The 17,582-nt window shown below is 46.1% G+C and carries 15 protein-coding genes; 6 read left to right on the forward strand and 9 right to left on the reverse strand.

Annotated elements, in window-relative coordinates:
* The 3 genes from XMM383_RS11445 to eex form a co-directional block, all read left to right on the forward strand.
* The coding region (locus tag XMM383_RS11445; protein WP_173495030.1) for an IS3 family transposase at nt 1-109 on the forward strand (109 nt) is incomplete at its 5' end.
* 25 nt (nt 110-134) lie between these two features.
* On the forward strand, nt 135-668 hold the full coding sequence (locus XMM383_RS11450) for a FlhC family transcriptional regulator (RefSeq protein ID WP_173495079.1): 534 nt from the start codon (nt 135-137) through the stop codon (nt 666-668).
* Between the two features lie 54 nt (nt 669-722).
* Nucleotides 723-1,154: an EexR/EexS family entry exclusion protein gene (gene eex, locus XMM383_RS11455; protein ID WP_173495080.1), complete on the forward strand. Its 432-nt coding sequence runs from the start codon at nt 723-725 to the stop codon at nt 1,152-1,154.
* 32 nt (nt 1,155-1,186) lie between these two features.
* On the opposite strand, the gene XMM383_RS11460 is transcribed toward eex, so the two are convergent.
* From XMM383_RS11460 to XMM383_RS11470, 3 genes are read right to left on the reverse strand one after another with little or no spacing between them, the layout of a single operon-like run.
* A complete protein-coding gene (locus XMM383_RS11460) occupies nt 1,187-4,756 on the reverse strand; it encodes a conjugal transfer protein TraG N-terminal domain-containing protein (protein ID WP_173495081.1) in 3,570 nt (1,189 codons plus the stop codon).
* Between the two features lie 3 nt (nt 4,757-4,759).
* A complete protein-coding gene (locus XMM383_RS11465) occupies nt 4,760-6,148 on the reverse strand; it encodes a conjugal transfer protein TraH (protein WP_029628494.1) in 1,389 nt (462 codons plus the stop codon).
* A 2-nt stretch (nt 6,149-6,150) separates the two neighbouring features.
* Nucleotides 6,151-7,095, reverse strand: a complete 945-nt coding sequence (locus XMM383_RS11470; protein ID WP_173483607.1) for a thioredoxin family protein — start codon at nt 7,093-7,095, stop codon at nt 6,151-6,153.
* Between the two features lie 538 nt (nt 7,096-7,633).
* Between XMM383_RS11470 and XMM383_RS11475 the strand changes: the two genes are divergently transcribed.
* The 3 genes from XMM383_RS11475 to XMM383_RS11485 all read left to right on the forward strand — a co-directional run bounded on the left by XMM383_RS11475 (nt 7,634) and on the right by XMM383_RS11485 (nt 11,574).
* A protein-coding gene (locus XMM383_RS11475) for an IS5 family transposase (protein WP_173483608.1) occupies nt 7,634-8,393 on the forward strand; the annotation gives its coding sequence in 2 pieces (ribosomal slippage) (nt 7,634-8,116 and nt 8,118-8,393; 759 coding nt in all).
* Between the two features lie 386 nt (nt 8,394-8,779).
* Complete coding sequence (locus tag XMM383_RS11480) at nt 8,780-9,607, forward strand: DUF4105 domain-containing protein (RefSeq protein ID WP_254443151.1); 828 nt, start codon at nt 8,780-8,782, stop codon at nt 9,605-9,607.
* A gap of 2 nt (nt 9,608-9,609) precedes the next feature.
* Nucleotides 9,610-11,574 (forward strand): triacylglycerol lipase, encoded by a 1,965-nt coding sequence (locus tag XMM383_RS11485; protein ID WP_173483609.1) that lies wholly within the window; start codon nt 9,610-9,612, stop codon nt 11,572-11,574.
* A 46-nt stretch (nt 11,575-11,620) separates the two neighbouring features.
* On the opposite strand, the gene XMM383_RS11490 is transcribed toward XMM383_RS11485, so the two are convergent.
* From XMM383_RS11490 to XMM383_RS11515, 6 genes are all read right to left on the reverse strand, one after another.
* On the reverse strand, nt 11,621-12,745 hold the full coding sequence (locus tag XMM383_RS11490; RefSeq protein ID WP_173495082.1) for an ABC transporter permease: 1,125 nt from the start codon (nt 12,743-12,745) through the stop codon (nt 11,621-11,623).
* A gap of 2 nt (nt 12,746-12,747) precedes the next feature.
* The gene (rbbA, locus tag XMM383_RS11495; protein ID WP_173483611.1) at nt 12,748-15,489 is read right to left on the reverse strand and encodes a ribosome-associated ATPase/putative transporter RbbA; all 2,742 of its coding nucleotides are present in this window, start codon (nt 15,487-15,489) and stop codon (nt 12,748-12,750) included.
* Nucleotides 15,486-16,559 (reverse strand): HlyD family secretion protein, encoded by a 1,074-nt coding sequence (locus XMM383_RS11500; RefSeq protein WP_173495083.1) that lies wholly within the window; start codon nt 16,557-16,559, stop codon nt 15,486-15,488. Before XMM383_RS11500 ends, rbbA begins: the two co-directional genes overlap by 4 nt.
* A gap of 33 nt (nt 16,560-16,592) precedes the next feature.
* A complete protein-coding gene (locus tag XMM383_RS11505; protein ID WP_217363645.1) occupies nt 16,593-17,063 on the reverse strand; it encodes a hypothetical protein in 471 nt (156 codons plus the stop codon).
* Between the two features lie 28 nt (nt 17,064-17,091).
* Nucleotides 17,092-17,343: a hypothetical protein gene (locus XMM383_RS11510; protein ID WP_173483613.1), complete on the reverse strand. Its 252-nt coding sequence runs from the start codon at nt 17,341-17,343 to the stop codon at nt 17,092-17,094.
* Nucleotides 17,344-17,473: 130 nt separating this feature from the next.
* Nucleotides 17,474-17,582, reverse strand: a 109-nt coding sequence (locus XMM383_RS11515; RefSeq protein ID WP_173495030.1) for an IS3 family transposase, incomplete at its 5' end; no start/stop codon positions are given.

Raw genomic sequence — 17,582 nt, forward strand, 5'->3', positions numbered from 1 at the left:
TAATTACATCGAGCTGTTCTACAACTCATCACGTCGCCACGGCAACAATAATGGGATGTCTCCAGTTCAATATGAAGAGCAGTATTTACGAAAGCTGGCAGCTGTCTAGGAAACTAGGGCCTTGCCAGGGATGCATGATTGATAACCTATCTAAAAGTGAACTGTTTACCCGAGCCTCGCTACTGATTAAATACGGATTTCGAACGACTATTATCGCGCTCGATACTGGTTTGCCGATCCATACTATCAGAAGGCTTCACAAAGAAGTCACAGGTAAATCACCTTGCCCAGGTCAATTACCTGAGTCTGATGCCATCGTAAAGACCAGAAGAGCGTTAGTTGAAGGCTCCCTGCTGATGGCGCTTTATGTCAATATTGGTGGTGATAATGTCTACAAACAATTAAATATTGATGCTTTGATGAAGGCTTACGATGCGTACTTGGTTGCAAGAGAAGAAGCAGATCTTCCAGCTGAGATCCCCTGGAAAAAACTAACCATCAATGAAGGTTGGGTTCTAGCTCGTGATTTAAGATCACAGCTTGCCTCCATAAACCGGTGTCGATGCGGCAGCCTATATTTGACGGTATCACAACAGCGCATTCAGCTTAAATGTCCTGTATGCGGGATTAACGCAGAGAATACCGCTAGAGCATTTGCAGAGAACTAATTTGTTGAAACCAAGCTTGATTGTGAACTGACTGTGTACTTTTAGAGAACTTCGATGAAAAAACTGCTTAGATCTTTCCCAGCGCGCTGCTGGTACAAATCACTGTTGTTTGCGCTGATGATGCTGATTGCTTCTGTTAATTTTTCCTCTTATCTATTGGAAGCAATCGCCCGTTTTTCTGTACTTATTTTTATGATTTGCTCCGTTATCTTTTTCTGTTATTTGATCTTCAAGGTAACCAGCAACACATTAGGTCTGATCATTTTTGGAGTGGGGTTGGCTGTAAGTGCTTATGTTCAGTCCAGTTGGGACATTTTTGTGTTGGGTCTGATTTTTTTGGCTGTCAGTAGCTTCATTCGCTCTATTCGGTGCCAAATAAAAAGTACTGGCCGAAAAATGAGTCTTGAGGAAAAAAAGTACTGGTTCTGGGTTAATGAGTACCAGGATGGCCGCACTTCGATTTACCCAAAAAAACCACGCTCTTAGCCAGCCCGAGCTGGGCTGGCAGGCCTTCTATATTAGTTTCTTCCTGATGCCTGGTTATAGGCCCTAATATCGATCAAGTTGTTCTGAGCATAATCTCCAGCAAGGGATGCATTTGAGATCACTGCAATCTGCTTATCCACAAATGCTCTATCTTCTTCGGACACACTGTCTGGGATGTAAGCACCACTCTCATCCTTTTGACGATACTCATTTAGCATTTGCTCCCTTAGACCAAGCATTTCAGGCGACCAACTCGATGAGTCTTCAGAGTTGAAAACGCGCCCCGCCAAACCTTCATTGAAAGCTTGAGCGAACACTTGGCTTTGAATCGGGGTCAATCCCATTCTCTGCCCTTCGCTGTACGCTTCCTGTTTAAAATCATCAGCATACTGCTCTAAGAACTCACCATATCGATTGTTAACTGCCGCACCGAATGCCCCCGCCAACATGGCTTCAGACTTAGTGCCCCAGTTTACTTCGGAGGCATACTGCGAACTCGATCCACTGTATGCATCATTAAACGCCGTCAATGGGTTTTCCAAAGAGGTTCCGGCATCAACGGCTGCTTTTAACCCATCCCAAGTTGATTTGCTTGCCACCGTTGCATTGTGCAGGAAACCTCGTGAGCCAGGATCTTCAAGCGCTTGTTCTTTGTAACTCTCATAGTCTTCGCCAAAGTGATTCAAGGTATGCAGTGCTGCATCAGTATGCTTGCCACTGAAATCACCAATAGCACTGGCGCTGTTGAAGAACATTTCAGCACCAGAAACTCCGCTATCATCAGCCATAATGCGTGATCGCCACTGAGATCCAGCTTCACTGTTTAGTCCAGATTGATAGGTACTTGTGTCAGTAGCTACGGCCTGCTGAGCTTGCTGCTGATGCGCATTCAACTGTCCATCTATACCAGACAGATTGGTTTGGTAAGCCGATTGAGCTGCGTTGAACTGAGTTTGAACTGTTGCTGCATCCTCGTAGCCGCCCAATACACCCGATTCAACTTGGCTTTGAGTACCACCAAAAGTAGGTGCAGTTGATGACAAGCCTTCATTTGAGCGCGGCTGAATTGATCGTAAATCGGCTCCGGTAGCCATGGCCATAACAGTCATTGCTGCTTGATAATCATTGTCCCGTTCAGCGGGCGTTGAAGAATTGCTATAGGTTAAAGACTCCATAGCTGCGGCCACATACGCCTGATTATCATCAGGTAACAAGCGCTGATACATTGGAAGGTTTTCACGTAATCGGTTACCGGCTTCAACATGCTGGTTCATATAGCGACCTAAATAATCCATGACTTCAGGATTATCCGCCGCTAATCGGGTTAACGTCGCACCATCAGTATTTCTTTGTCCTGATAGACTGTAGCTGGCCTGATCAAGCTCACTAAAGCGGTTTGATGCCGTGACAACGTCTTGTGCTGAACTCTGAAGAGACTGATAGTCTTGGTTAGACAAGGACATCTCAACGCCAGAACGTCTTGAATCTGAAAGGTCCTTAACCATTGCATCGCGATACTCAGCACGTCGTGAATCACTTGATGCCAAGCTTTGCATCTCCCCAGTGAGCGTATTTGCGGTCGTAGATCGAGAACTGCCTTCTGATGACTCAACTTGGCCACTAAAGTTACCACCTAGATCCAACCCAGCTCGTAACCGTGATATTTTTGGCACTCTTGAGGATTCAGGCTTATCGACTCCAGGCAAGCTACCTTGTGGGGAGTCATTCCCCCCTGTACCAAGTAATCTTCCCAAGAACCCTTTGTCTGCTACTTCTTTATCACCGGTATTTGTAATAGTTCCATCGCCACCGACCCTTAGGCCTCCCGATAACACGCCAGATACCAAGCCACGTACAGCGTCTTTTTTATCGTCTCCGAAACCATACCGTGTTTGCAGGTCATCAGTAACCTGATTAACAACGGCGCTAGATGCGGAATTAGAAGAACCGATCTGACGTCCAACCGAAGAAAGGTTGTCGTAACTTAGCTTTTCACCAAAAGTTCGACTCATGGTATTGCCAACCTGACGACTAAAGGCTTGAGTTGCCTGAGTCATGGATTCTTTTGCAGAGCCGACCATTGAACCCACTGCGTTTCCGACAGAGAAACTGCTTAGTAAGTTTGACGCACCGGTCATTGCAGAACCAGTGAGGGCTGAATTTTGGAACATTGACTGTGATTGCATCACCGGGGCATTTTTTGAGACATCTGGACTAGCCAGCTTTTCATCAATGGCATCGCCGTTTTGAAGACGTCCAGCCAAGTGGGTTGCGGTTATTGCTGAGCCATACACGAGCATGAGCGAAATTGCCGGAACACTCGACGCCAACATGCCGCCAGTAGCTATCCAGGTTTGCAGCACTGAATCCATCTGCATCATCCCAGCAAAAGATGGCACTTCTGTACCTGCAAAGGCATCAAGAGCCGACATTTTCCCTGCAACGGTTAAATGAATATACAGGTTAATGATGGCCATGACAGGCATCCAAAGTTGAATCCAAAGCAGGATTAACAAGTACTTCCCGGCCATTCGCATCCCGATTTGGCCAAGGGCTATCACAAAGGCCATCAATGGGGTGATGGCGTAAATGAAACCCTCAAAAAACGTCATCATCGGACGAACAATGCTTTGGAACAGGGCCTGCTCCGCCGCCCATTGCGTATTGCGCTGCTCAATTGCTTGGTTAACCATAACGGCTGCGGTGAAAGCTTGATCATCCATATACTTGCCCGTCACGCTTTGTTCATAAATAGGCAAAAGCACTGACGCGGTCATGTACTCTTGGGTGTTAACCGAAGCCAAACCAAGGTTATTCAGTGCATTTCGGATCACATCATCAGTATCCGTTGCTGACGAAGTCCCCAATGAGGCTGACAAAACCTGTTTAAGCCTTGGAATGAAGGTTGATTCTGTCATGAGTTTCAGCTGGCTATAGGCATCGGTGCAGTCCAAATCGCTACTGCTACCACTTAGCATGATGCGCGTGCCATAAATGCGCGAATCAAACCTAATCGCAGTCATCGGGTTAGGATCACTTAGCACCTGATCTAGGTTCTTTTGGCCTATGTCGATGCCAATCAAGGTGCACTCTTTGATGTAGTTAAACCACGATTGTTCGATATCTGAGCCACCGACACGATTTGCATCACCCAACCCAGAGCGATCCATCACCTGTTTTCTCACTTTAATCAGTGACTGTAAACTGGATGCAAAGCCGTATTCCGTCATGGCGGGAGTTGAGAACGCCGTTTCAAACAATCGCGTGATTTGAAAGCCAACAGTCGAAATCGTACTGCCTGCGGCAGCAACACCGATGGGCACATTATCAACCACTCGAACTTGTCCCGTGTACGCATCCTCAATGCTCACTCGGGTACTGGGTCCAAACATGGTTGCAAAGACTAGCCATGAGACTAAGACGTGTTGAAAGTTAATCCCACGACCACCTTGCATTAAGGCCTGAACAGAGACCATCAATACCCCAATGAGCAAGCCAATGCGAACCATTGAAGTAAAATCGCCTGTACCAGTGATCATCGCGACAGCGTTCAGGACCTGCTCTAAAAAAGCCGAATCCCCGATGGAATAGATTTCCCACATGACCTATTCCCCCAGCGCCGTAGATTTAACGGTGTAATAACGCTGTTTGCGAATGGTCTGAATCACCTGGTTAAAATGCGCCAGCAATTCTTGCTCTGAGCCGTATCTTCGCTGCAACGCAGCGTACTCCTCATTGATTTGGCGACGTGCACGTTCAAGGTCTTCGGTTAACAACTTCGCATAGGCATGATCTTCCACACCAGATGTGCTTCTAGCTGCGTTGAGCATGTCTTCAACCAATGCCCGGGCCATCTCAACAGCAATAAATGGCGCAGCTCTTGAAGCAAACGACCTAGCAGCCCCTTCATTTAATGCTGAAAGTGTTCGAATCATGCCGCCAATGCTTGCAGGAGCCGAGGTCATAAAAGCCTTTTCGGTGGTGCTAGCTGCCCCAGTATTCCGAGCAAACTTAAATATAATGCCGTTACTAGAACCTGTACCAAGAAGTAAATTTTCGACCTGAGTTGATAACCCGGTTAGGGTCACGTTAGCGATTGTCGGATTTAGACAGCCGTCTTGTGTCACTGTGTCACATCGGTACATAGCGACGTTACCGCCATGAATTAGATGCTCAATAGTCACTTTATTGCCATTCAGTCTGGTCAGTTTTGGGGCTTTACCTTGACCATCAGCCGCATTCGCTAAATCACCAACGATGATCGAGCCAGTCACCGACATAACCGCTTCAAGAAAACGATCATCCCCCGATGCAAACCAGCTTGATGCCGAGTGACGTTTCAGTGCTCGCCAGACCAAGTTACCTTTAATCGTTTTGTTCACATCAGATGCCGCGACACTTGAAGCATTCTCATAAGGGTTCTTACCGTTGGACTCACTCCAACTGGTAAAAACGTCTCCAGCCCCTTTGAGAGAGCTCAACATGCTGGCTTCTGTTTGCCCCTTCTTACCAAAAGCAGCCAGAGTATCGTTCACGACTCCCTGAGCCATTTGACAGGAATTGCCAAAATATTCGTTCAACTGCTGGATTTTCTTTTGCAGTGTCTCCATGTGCTGGGAGCATTTCTCACACATAGCACTGAGCGCCAATTGGAATGCGTACCCCTTGGCATTTGCCGCTACAGAGCGAAGTAATTGAACAAACTGATCCGCGTTAACAAATGACAAACTTCCAGCGAACATATCAATGCCGCCACAACCTGCTTGGAATGACGGAGGCACCATTGAGACGAGGTTCTCGTTCATGATCCTGTTACGAACAACAACACTTCCACCAGATATAACGCCACGCCGCTGACTCTCGAATACACCAGGCGCAGTGGTGTTGGTCATTGAACCAAACAACTGATTCATCTCCTGTTGCAAGCTTGCTTGGCTCATAGATGAAAAACCAATCGCACAGGCGATTAGCGATACTTGGAATACTTTTTTCATCGTTATAACCCTCCTTGTGCACGCAGATAGCGAACAAGGAACTCAGGGTCCTGTAATATTTTTTCGTTAAGCTCTTGGGCTGACATCGCGAGTGAAACGCCGGGCTGAACAGGTCTGGTGGCATAGTAAGTTTGATCGTCAATCCAACCGGCTTGATGGGCTGCAAGAATGATTCGATTATTGAGCTCATCAAGGCTCATTGCGCCCTGGCCAATCGGAGTGATGACATTAGGCGGGTCAACTAAGAAAACCGCAGGAACAGTCGTAACGGACAAGGATTGAGCTTGTCCTGAATCGACTTTGTAATTTGGAAATTCTCCACTTGGTAAAGGCAAGCCATCGACAGCAATAGCAAACACCTCGAAACCGTAGTTCAAAGCCATGGATTCGATGATAGGCGCTTGAGCATGGCAGTAAGGGCAATCCGAACGATAGAAGAAGAACAAGCCAGCCCGTTTTGCTACTTCACCTAAAGCAACATCCCGTTGAGCGCCAGCTTCTCGATCCATCCGATTGGCAGCATAGGTCGCCAAGGGTCTACGACTGATTTCATCCAAAACAGGATCGCCCATGACAACCTGCTGACTAACATCAGCAAACTGTGAGCCCTTATCCATCATGACGCGCTGAAGATAAAGATAGGCTCTGACATTCTCACTCGTTGGCTCATCAATTGCCTTGTCCATAAACGATTGCATATGCTCTCGGAACCATGCGGCACTGAAGGGCTTTAGTTCGCTCTGACTGGACTCCACGACACCAGTTTCCGGCTCTATCAGCTCATCAGGCTGCTCAGGTTCAGGAATGACCTGATACCAAAACCAGCCTTCCTGACCACGCTGATAGAATGGCCCATCACTGGCATGGGCGGGCATGATGAATAGAAAGAAAATAAAGATTGGGATGGTCACCCATAGGATAAACCAAGGTAACAAAGGCGTTCTCATTGTCAGCTCCAGAAAATTTCATAGAGCTAACATGCTAATGATCCCGGTAAGAGCGATTGGCCAGATAGATGAATGAATCGTGTGTTTTTCTGACTAGCTGTGTGACCAGTAACAACAGCTAGTTTTAACGAGCCAAATTTATGATTGGACCGCTTTGAGCGAAAAGCAGAATTTCTAAAACTCAACACAATCACCATACGAATGCCCGCTTTACCTTAAAACCGGACATGTTGCTTGGTTGGTTTAAGCTTAATAAGCTAACCAGTTTGGCTTAGTGTTCGAGCAAAAATGTACAACAACACTTGATAGCCTGAGAAACTTACTGCTGCTCGTTAGCGGCTACAACTAACTTACGATTAGAGTTTTTATCATCTTCGGCTTTTGAGAAAAATCAGTTGTGTGTTGAAAAATGTGGAGATAATTTTTCAACACATGATTACTAGAGGCTGTTGATCTTTGAGTGAAAATTAGACGGCATAGCAACAAGGTATAATGGTTTCGCCAAAAATCAAAAATACCACCGAGAACGGACGTTGCTATGCCTAGAACAATGTTAACAGATAAAGCCTGGGAAGCCCTAAAGCAAATACTTAAAGACACGGGGCGTGTTTACAATAAGTATGAGCACAGAAATACGCTTGAAGGCATTCTGTATCGGATGCGTACTGGAGTCCAATGGCGAGATCTGCCTGAAAAATTCGGCCGTTGGAATACCGTTTTTAGACGTTTTAACCTCTGGTCAAAAAAGGGGGTACTTCAAAAACTGTTTCAAAGCATATCGTCTGAGAATGACCCTGAGTGGCTATTTATTGATGGAAGCATCGTGAAGGCGCATCAGGATAGCTGCGGGGCATCAAGCGGTGCAGACGAAGCGATAGGAAAAAGCCGGGGTGGCAATTCTACAAAAATTCATCTTGCTGTTGATAGTGCTGGGCTACCTGTTTATTTCGAAATCTCTGGTGGGCAAGTACATGACATCGCCCATGCTCAGAGTTTGATAGCAGAAGCCCCAAAATCAAGCAAGTGTCACTGCCGATAAGGGCTACGATAGTGATAGTTTACGAGCATTTATTGAAGCTCAAGGTAGCGTGGCCAATATTCCGAGGAAAGAGAACAGTAAAACTGGGAATGGTCATATGGACTGGTGCCTTTATAAGTACCGGCACCTGGTTGAAAACGCTTTTTTAAAGATTAAAAAATATCGTGCTATTGCTACTCGCTATGACAAACTGGCAAGAAACTACGCCAGTAATGTCGCGTTAGCCTTTGTCATGGTCTGGCTACCAATGCATTGCTGAATAAAATTTAAGCAAAGATCAACAGCCTCTAGTCAGTCCGAAATTTAATCGTAGTTTAATTAGCATGTCAAGCCAAAGCCGTTGTTGGCTTAAATATGCAGATTAACTATTTAGGTTGCGAGCCCCCCTGGTTGGTCTCGAAGATACTGGTTTAGACATAGCTGCGTTGCTATGGTGTTGGCTATAACTTTGGAAACTCTATGTATATCTCTATGTTGCGATTGCTAGTTGGCTTGATACTCTTAATCTCAACGGCGTGTGGAAGCCTGGCGCTATGGTATCAATTATATGATTTCCCTTTTGCTGTAAGCTTGTTTGTCCTGACATGCTGGAGTGTCTTAGGTATCGCTTGTGTAATAACGCTAGGGTATAGATATCGGCGAAGAATGCGCAACTTGCTGATTGCTTACCTGCTCTTAGGCGCAATATTACTCATTTGGTGGCAAACTGTTACCCCCTCTCATCAACGTGACTGGGCTGATGATGTTGCTTATTTGCTTAAATCGGAGATGCAGGGTAACCAGGTTACGCTGTATAATGTACGTAATTTCAAATGGCGTAGTGAAAGCGACTACACAGCAAACTGGCAAACCCGCCACTACAATTTAGAGCAGTTGGTTTCGGCCGACTTAATTCTCTCTTATTGGATGGGGCCGCATATTGCGCACACCCTGGTGTCTTTTGGTTTTAATAACGGTCAACAGCTGGTTTTTTCTTTAGAGATCCGTAAAGAGCGGCATGAATCCTTCTCCGCCATAGGTGGTTTATTCCGACAGTTTGAGCAAGTTGTTATTGCCGCAGACGAACGGGACATTATTTTGACCAGAAGTAACGCCCGAAATGAAGACGTTTATCTATATCCTTTGGCGTTAAACCCGCAGCAACTTCGTACCCTGTTTTTGGGTTACCTGACAATGGCAGAGTCACTGCGCACCACACCGCAGTTTTACAATACCCTAACAAGCAATTGTACAACCATTGTGTTTGATCTAGCCCGCCAGATTGCACCAGGTATACCCCTAGATTACCGGCTTTTGTTGTCAGGCCATTTTGCCGAGTATGCTTATGATCAGGGCGCTTTAATACCAGGTTATAGCTATAGTCAGTTACAAACATCGGGTTATATTAATGTTCGCGCGCAACAAGCAAACGAAGATCCCAATTTTTCCCGTGCGATCAGAAATGATATAGCCGCAATTTCCAAAGAGGATTAGTAATGACCTTAAGCTTTAACAAACTTGCCTGGCTATTTTTTATCCTGCTGTGTTCAGCCTTACTTAATGCCTGCAGTACCCTAAAGCAGTTCGATAGCCCAGTTGCAGTTCGCTCAATGAATACTGACGAGTACATCAGAATTAAACGGGGTGATGTGCTTACCGGCAACACACCGAGCGCAGCGTCAATAGAGACGATAAAAGTAGCCGGGTTAGATGTTAGCGCCTGTCTCGATTTAGATAACCCCGGCCATGAATGCATTGCCGCACTGCTGCAAACAAGCGGCATTAATGATGAAAGACGTTTATCTACTTTGTCGGAACTCTGGGTGCAACAGGCGCTGTCAATATCGCAAACAAAAGCAGCCGAAGCACGCCTGCATGCCTGGCTACAGGCCGCCCGCTATGCCTATGCTTATCTGTTTTTTACTAACCGCTCTGCCGGAGAGCGGGCATTTGAAGACAGGCAAACTCAGGTACGTGACTATTACAATTTAGCCGTGCAAGAGACGGCTACCATTCTGTTTGAAGCGCATGAGCGGAGTAATAATGTCAGTCCTGACATCGCCCCATTTTCCATGAGTGGCTGGGTAATCAAAACAGATTTTTCAGGCACCAATATTGCGCAAAGTGAGCAACCTATCCATAACTTATTTGCCGCGCCCTCTCTGGCTTTTACAGGGCTTCGCAGTCAGTATCGACGCGATGGTTTTGGCGCAGAGTTGGTTGCTGATCGAAGCGTGAAAACTAATGCTGGCGTTCTGGCCAGAAATAGCGATAGCAAAGATCACGCACCAGCCAGACCAACCTGGAGCGAGATGCCGTACCCGGTTGTTACCGCTTTATTGCGCTTTGAAAGTGATTCCCTTGCAGACATTTTAGCCACTACTGAAGTGACTTTCGCTGTGTATGATCCTTACCGGCACTTTGCTACCGAGCTATACGAGCAACATATCCCTTTAGCCGGACACTTTACCGCAGGCTATGGGCTGTGGCTGGCTCAGGCGGGTTTTGCCCGGCAGTCGATACGTACCTTACTGGGCCGTGAGCAAAACTTCGACAAACCACATGTATACTTGATGCAGCCATATGATCCGGACCGAAGGGTTATCTTAATGATCCATGGGCTGGCCAGTAGCCCTGAAGCTTGGGTAAACGTGGCAAATGAAATAATGGGTGATGAAATACTGCGCAAAAAATTTCAGGTGTGGCAGGTATATTACCCCACTAATATTCCTATCCCGATTAATCACTTCGAGATCCGCAATACTATCAATGCAGTGCTTCATCATTATGATCCACAAGGTTCGGCGACAGCATCAAAAAACATGGTCGTTATGGGCCACAGTATGGGCGGTGTCATCGCCCGGTTAATGGTATCGTCCAGTGAAAACCTGATGAGCGAAGTAATCCGGGATGTTGAGTTCGAACCCAAACGTCGGCAACGCATTGAAGCGCACATTAAGCCAATATTACAATTCTATCCAATGCCAGAAGTGTCTCGGGCAATCTTTATTGCCGCGCCTCACCAAGGCACCCCCTTCGCAGGACAAAGAATAGGGCGTTTTGTCGCAAGCATGATCAAACTGCCGTTAACTATTCTCGAAGATTTTGCTGATGTGCTTCAAGGCAGCGCTGATGATCCCGCCTTAAGTCAAAAAAAACCGCTTTACCTCCCCAATAGTGTTGATAACTTAAACGCGGATGATGACTTCATTTTGGCTGCTGCGACGCTCCCTATATCTTCGACAGTGAACTATCACTCTATCATTGCCAGAACGCACTCTGATGGAAAGCTAGAAGACAGTGATGATGGCTTAGTTCCCTACCAAAGCGCTCACCTGCCTGAAGCGGTATCTGAAACAGTTATTGTCTCTGGCCACAGTGTTCAGGAAACCGCTGCGGCTATTTTAGAGATTAAGCGTATCCTGCTCGACGATTTAGAAGACACTGCAGCCATTAAATAAATTAAGACTAAGAAATAAACGGATGCTGGCCTTAGCAGATAGCTGGTCACGCCATTTGCGTGATAGCTTTACGAAAACGTGATAGCGAGAATACAAATAACCCCGAGCCTATCAGCAATAACCATAAAAACTGTGGCCATACCACATCAAGGCCAGCGCCACGATACAAAATAGCCTGTGCCTGACTGACAAAGTGTGTGGTAGGTGCCACCAGCATTAAATCTTGTACCAACTGCGGCATACTTTCTCGCGGGGTAGATCCACCAGAAAGCATTTGCAGCGGCAGTAAAATCAATACCATTAACATGCCAAACTGCGGCATATTACGCGCCAGCGTAGCCAAAAATATGCCCATAGACGTTGTGGCAAATAAATGCAGCGCCACACCCACTAAAAATAACAATACCGAGCCTTCAATCGGCACTTGTAGCGCACCTTGCACCACAAAAACCAAGGAAAACGCTGCCGCGCACAATACCACCAAGCCCATCGACCACACCTTTGCCAACATAATTTCGGTAGGCGTTACTGGCATCACCAACAAATGTTCGATAGTGCCATGCTCGCGCTCACGAATAAGTGCCGCGCCAGTTAAAATAATAGACAGCATGGTAACGTTATTAATAATTTGCATCACCGAACCAAACCAGGCTTTTTCCAGCGTTGGGTTAAAGCGTACTCTTAGCGCTAAATCTACCGGCGTAGTACTTACCCCACGCTGATGCTGCAAAAACTCACTGATCTCGGCCATAATAATTTGCTGAATATAGCCACTACCACTAAATGCTTGGCTCATCCGCGTGGCATCGGTGCTTAGCTGGATATTGGTAATATTGCCCGCAAGGATATCGCTTTGAAAATTTGGCGGAATATTTACCACAAAGGTATAACGGCCAGAATCCATTCCGGCATCCATTTCTGGCAATGAAATAAGCTCGGGTAAATTAAATTGAGGAGGATAAAAAGCCCCAACAATTCGGGCCGATAACGGTGACGCATCTTCATCAACAATAGCGATTGGCGCTTTATTTAAGGTATCTGGCATCGCAGTTGCAGCGGTATACACCGACAACGTAAAGGTATAGACAATCAAAAACAGCATGATTTTATCACGCCGTAAGCTCCATAACTCTTTTACCCCTAAGCGATAAATATTGGCAAAGGCTTGCATACTTAACGCTCCTGCTTTTTCAATAGTGCAATTGCTACGCCCAAAATAACCGGTACCGCTAACAGCAAGGGTTTAAAAGAATCATATAAATCACTAAAACCCAGTGCTTTACTAAAAACGCCACGGGTAATATTAATCATATAAGTAGCCGGATAAATCTCACCAATCACCCTACCACCACCTTCCATGGATGACACAGGATCAAGTAAACCGGCAAATTGTACTGCAGGGATCAAGGTTGCCAACATCGCAAAAAACATTGCCGCAATTTGGCTTTTGGTCACAGTAGAAGCCAGCAAGCCCATACCCGTTGCGATAATGCAGTATAAAAACGCCGCCAATAACAAGGTGATAAAACTACCAGTAATAGGGACATCAAACAGTGTTACCGCCAATAAACACATCAGTAGAAAATTAAGCATCGCCAGTGCCACATACGGCAACTGTTTACCTAACATAAACTCGGTTTTGGTTACTGGTGTCACATACAAATTAAGAATAGAACCCAGCTCTTTTTCACGTACTACGGCCAGTGCCGTTAACATGGCGGGCATCATTAATAACAGCAGCGGGATAATAGCCGGCACCATAGCAGGTAAACTGCGCACATCTGGGTTATAACGATAACGGGTTTCTATACCGGCAGCACTACTGGTGCTGGTATTAGTGCGCATTCTAGCTTGCTCGGCCAACCAATGCTGATGAATACCTTGCACATAACCTTTTACTGTTTCTGCCCGTTGCGGCATAGCGCCATCCACCCAAGCACCTACCGCTACGGGCGTTCCGCGTTCAATATCTCGGGCAAAACCGGCTGGAATTTCCAGTACCAGCGATAACTCGCCATCTCGCATCCGTTTATCCAAATCGGCATAATCTTTAATGGGCGCTTGCTCAACAAAATAGCGCGAGCCAGATAAGCTTAATGTATAGCTTTGGCTAAGTGCGGTTTGATCTCGGTCTAGCACCGCATAACGTAAATCCTCAACATCCATGCTGATACCAAACCCCATCACAAACATCAAAATTAAGGAGCCGAGTAATGCCAAAGTGCTGCGCACCGGATCCCGTTGTAACTCCAATGATTCGCGCCACATATAGCTAAACATACGCTGCATACTAAACAACGATTTTTTAGATGGCACTTGCTCGTTTGCCACCGTATCCACAGCCTCGGCAGTAACCAATGCAGCTTCAATGGGAGCTGCTTGCGACTCAGAGCCACTGGCTTCAATCAAGTAATCGATAAACGCGTCTTCCAGTGTATCCTTGCCACGCTTTTGCCTTAATAAAGCCGGTTTATCGCTATCCAGTACTCTACCAGCGTGCATCATCGACATTCGATCACAGCGCTCGGCTTCGTTCATAAAGTGCGTTGAAATAAAAATAGTCACTTTATCTTGGCGCGATAAGCTAATCAGTAAGCGCCAGAAGTTATCACGCGCAACAGGATCCACGCCCGAGGTGGGTTCGTCTAAAATCAGTAACTCAGGTTTATGCACCATGGCCACCGCCAGCGATAAACGTTGGCGAATACCAAGTGGCAAACTTTCAGGTAAATAGGCTAACACGCCTGCTAAATCAAAGCGGCTAACCATTTCCGCTACCCGCGCTGGAATATCCTGTTCTGGCACATGAAATAGCCGTGCATGCAGTACTAAGTTTTGTTCTACAGTAAGCTCACCGTACAACGAAAACGCTTGCGACATATACCCCACACGCTTACGGGTATTAATATCATCAGGGTTAACTTCTTTACCAAATAGCCAGGCTTTGCCTTCTGTCGCGGGTAATAAACCCGTAAGCATTTTCATGGTGGTGGATTTACCGCAACCATTGGAACCCAAAAAGCCAAAAATTTCACCACGAGCAATTTTAAAGCTAACATCGTTAACCGCGGTAAAATCACCAAAACGCATGGTTAAATGTTGCGCCTCAATGGCAATATCATCAGCACCAAACTGGCTTAATGGCGTAATCTCAACAGGTTGATGTCCGCGTTTTTTTTCTTCTGGCAATAATTTAATAAAGGCTTCTTCTAACGATGCCGATGCTGTTCGCTGTAAAATCTCTGCCGGTGTGCCAGTTGAAAGTACCTTACCGCCGTCCATCGCTACCAGCCAGTCAAAGCCTTGTGCTTCGTCCATATAGGCGGTTGCTACAATCACACTCATTTGTGGGCGACTTTGACGAATGCGGCTAATCAGTTGCCAAAATTGGCTACGCGCCAGCGGATCCACGCCAGTAGTGGGTTCATCTAAAATTAAAAATTGCGGATCATGAATTAGCGCACAGCACAGCCCCAGCTTTTGTTTCATACCGCCGGAAAGCTTGCCAGCTGCGCGACTTAAAAATTTTTGCAGCCCCGTTGCTTGCGTTAAATCGTCAATACGCCGACGCCGCTCTGGCGCAGAATGACCAAATAAGCGGGCAAAAAATTGCAGGTTTTCTTCAACAGATAAGGTGGGATAGAGGTTTTTACCCAACCCTTGTGGCATATAAGCAACATGTGGACAAATATATTCACGATGCGCTTTGCTGGCCATATCGCCATCTAGCACATCAATTTGACCGCTTTGAATCGCTTTAGCACCGGATAACAACGACAATAAGCTAGATTTACCCACACCATCAGGCCCTAACAACCCCACCATTTTACCCGCGGGAATATCTAAGGTGATGTTATCTAGCGCCAGTGTTTTCCCGTATCGTAAGCTAACTTGCCGAATGCGGGCTACCGTCATAAAGCAACCCGCTCAGGTAAATGTGCAGGCCAGCTGGCGTCGTCACTTAACTTAACCCAAGCAACACCCGGCAAACCGGTTTTCACCTGCGTAATATGTTTTTGCAGCAATGCGGGATCAATTTTGGCTTTGACCCTAAACATCAGTTTTTCACGTTCGCTGGCTGTTTCTACGGTTTTAGGTGTAAATTGCGCCACATCAGCAACATAAGAAATTTTAGCTGGAATGGCCACATGCGGTGCCGCATCAAGCACTATGCTTACATCACTACCAATGGCAATACGCCCAGCTTGCGCGGCGGGTAAAAAGAATGTCATATACACATCGGTCAGATCGATCATATTTAACACCCGGCCGCCACTCCCAACAATCTCCCCAGCTTGCGCTACTCGATACTGAATACGACCAGCACGCGGCGCCTTTAATACATTATCTTGCAGCTCTACTTTTACGCGATTAACGGTGGCAGCCGCCGCAACCGAGGCCGACTCTGCCGATTGAATTTGCGCATTGGCCGCGGCAATACCCGATGCTGCTGCATCTATCTGCGCTTTAGCCGCAGCAACGGCGGCTTGTGCACTGCGCAATTTTGCTTGATCATCATCGGCCGTTTGTTGCGAGGCCGCGCCAGTTTTGGCTAAAGTGCTAGTACGCCGCGAGCGGTTTTGGGCAGCAGATAATTCGGCTTCGCGCTGTGCTAATACCGCTTCCAGTGCCGCTTTTTCACTTTGTCGTTGTGCCAGTTGGCTATACGCCGCACTAACCGCATTTAGCGCTTGGCGCTCTTGCGCTTCAGCTTGTTGCAGCTGAGCAGTAAGTGATTCTGAATCAATATGTGCTACCACTTGATCCGCTGTCACAAAGTCACCTTCGTTAACCAAAATATCGCGGATCCGCCCAGCGGTTTTCGCAGAAATAGCAATTTCGGTTGCTTCAATCCGGCCATTACCCGAAGCAACATCCGCGGGCAACTCATCAGATAATAAATATCTCTGAGCGATAACAAACAGAGCAACAATAACACCGGCAGCGATCAGCAAAGGTTTTACTGTCGTTTTGGATAGATTCATGCGTGACTTTCCTTAGATAATGCGGCTGTAACATTAACGCTGAACACAAAAAGCGCGGATCGTGCAGTATATACAATAGCTGAATAGAAGTATAGGAGTAGTTTGTTTGAATTTTGTCTTGCCTTTGACAGTTGTTCCAGTGACCACTTGCTGCTTAGTGCTCCAACGCTGAGTATCCAGGTAGAGATTTTCAATTGTAGAAAGTTGTACCGATTTTCGTCGCATCAAATTCCAGTATGGCTGCATTAGCACAATAGCCAGAATACTGTTTTCAAGGTCACTAGCTGGAAAAGTAAAGGTTTGAGTTACTTGGTCAATTTTATAGAGATGGTTCGCCCGGTAGATAATTATACTTTGGCCTAAGATCGCAAGCAGGAACACAGGCAAAATTTGCAAAAAATCGAATAAATAGCAAATAAAACTCGCGATAATACTTAAAATCAGCAAGTTAGTTACTGATTTTCGTAGCGCCATCCAAACGTCATAAACTTGATAGATTTTCATTTAATACCTTTAGGTATCCCAATACTGGTTAATTGCTGGTGAAGATAGATTGCAGGTTTTTCTTGCGTCTTTCGTTTTCTTCGCTTTTCTCTTTATACATTAACGCTTCAGCCTGAAGCTGCTCCATCCGCTTTTTTAACTGCTTGATCTCAAGATCCTGACTTTTGATAGTTTGCTGTAATTCGTCGAACTTCTGTTTTGCGAGTTGCTTGCCTATGTATTCGCAGCCAAGAAGGTTTGACGCCATAAAAATTAGCAGTATCAATCTAAAAATTTTCACAATAATGCTCCTTATTCTAAAAGCTATACACTTGAATCATCATGCGTTCTTTTGCTTTGGTTAAATCTCGACCTAAGATCACTAATTACACGACCAGATATTTTCTGAACACTGGCAAGGCCCTAGTTTCCTAGACAGCTGCCAGCTTTCGTAAATACTGCTCTTCATATTGAACTGGAGACATCCCATTATTGTTGCCGTGGCGACGTGATGAGTTGTAGAACAGCTCGATGTAATTA

The organism is Marinobacterium sp. xm-m-383, assembly GCF_013283255.1.
Taxonomy (GTDB): Bacteria; Pseudomonadota; Gammaproteobacteria; order Pseudomonadales; family Balneatricaceae; genus Marinobacterium_E.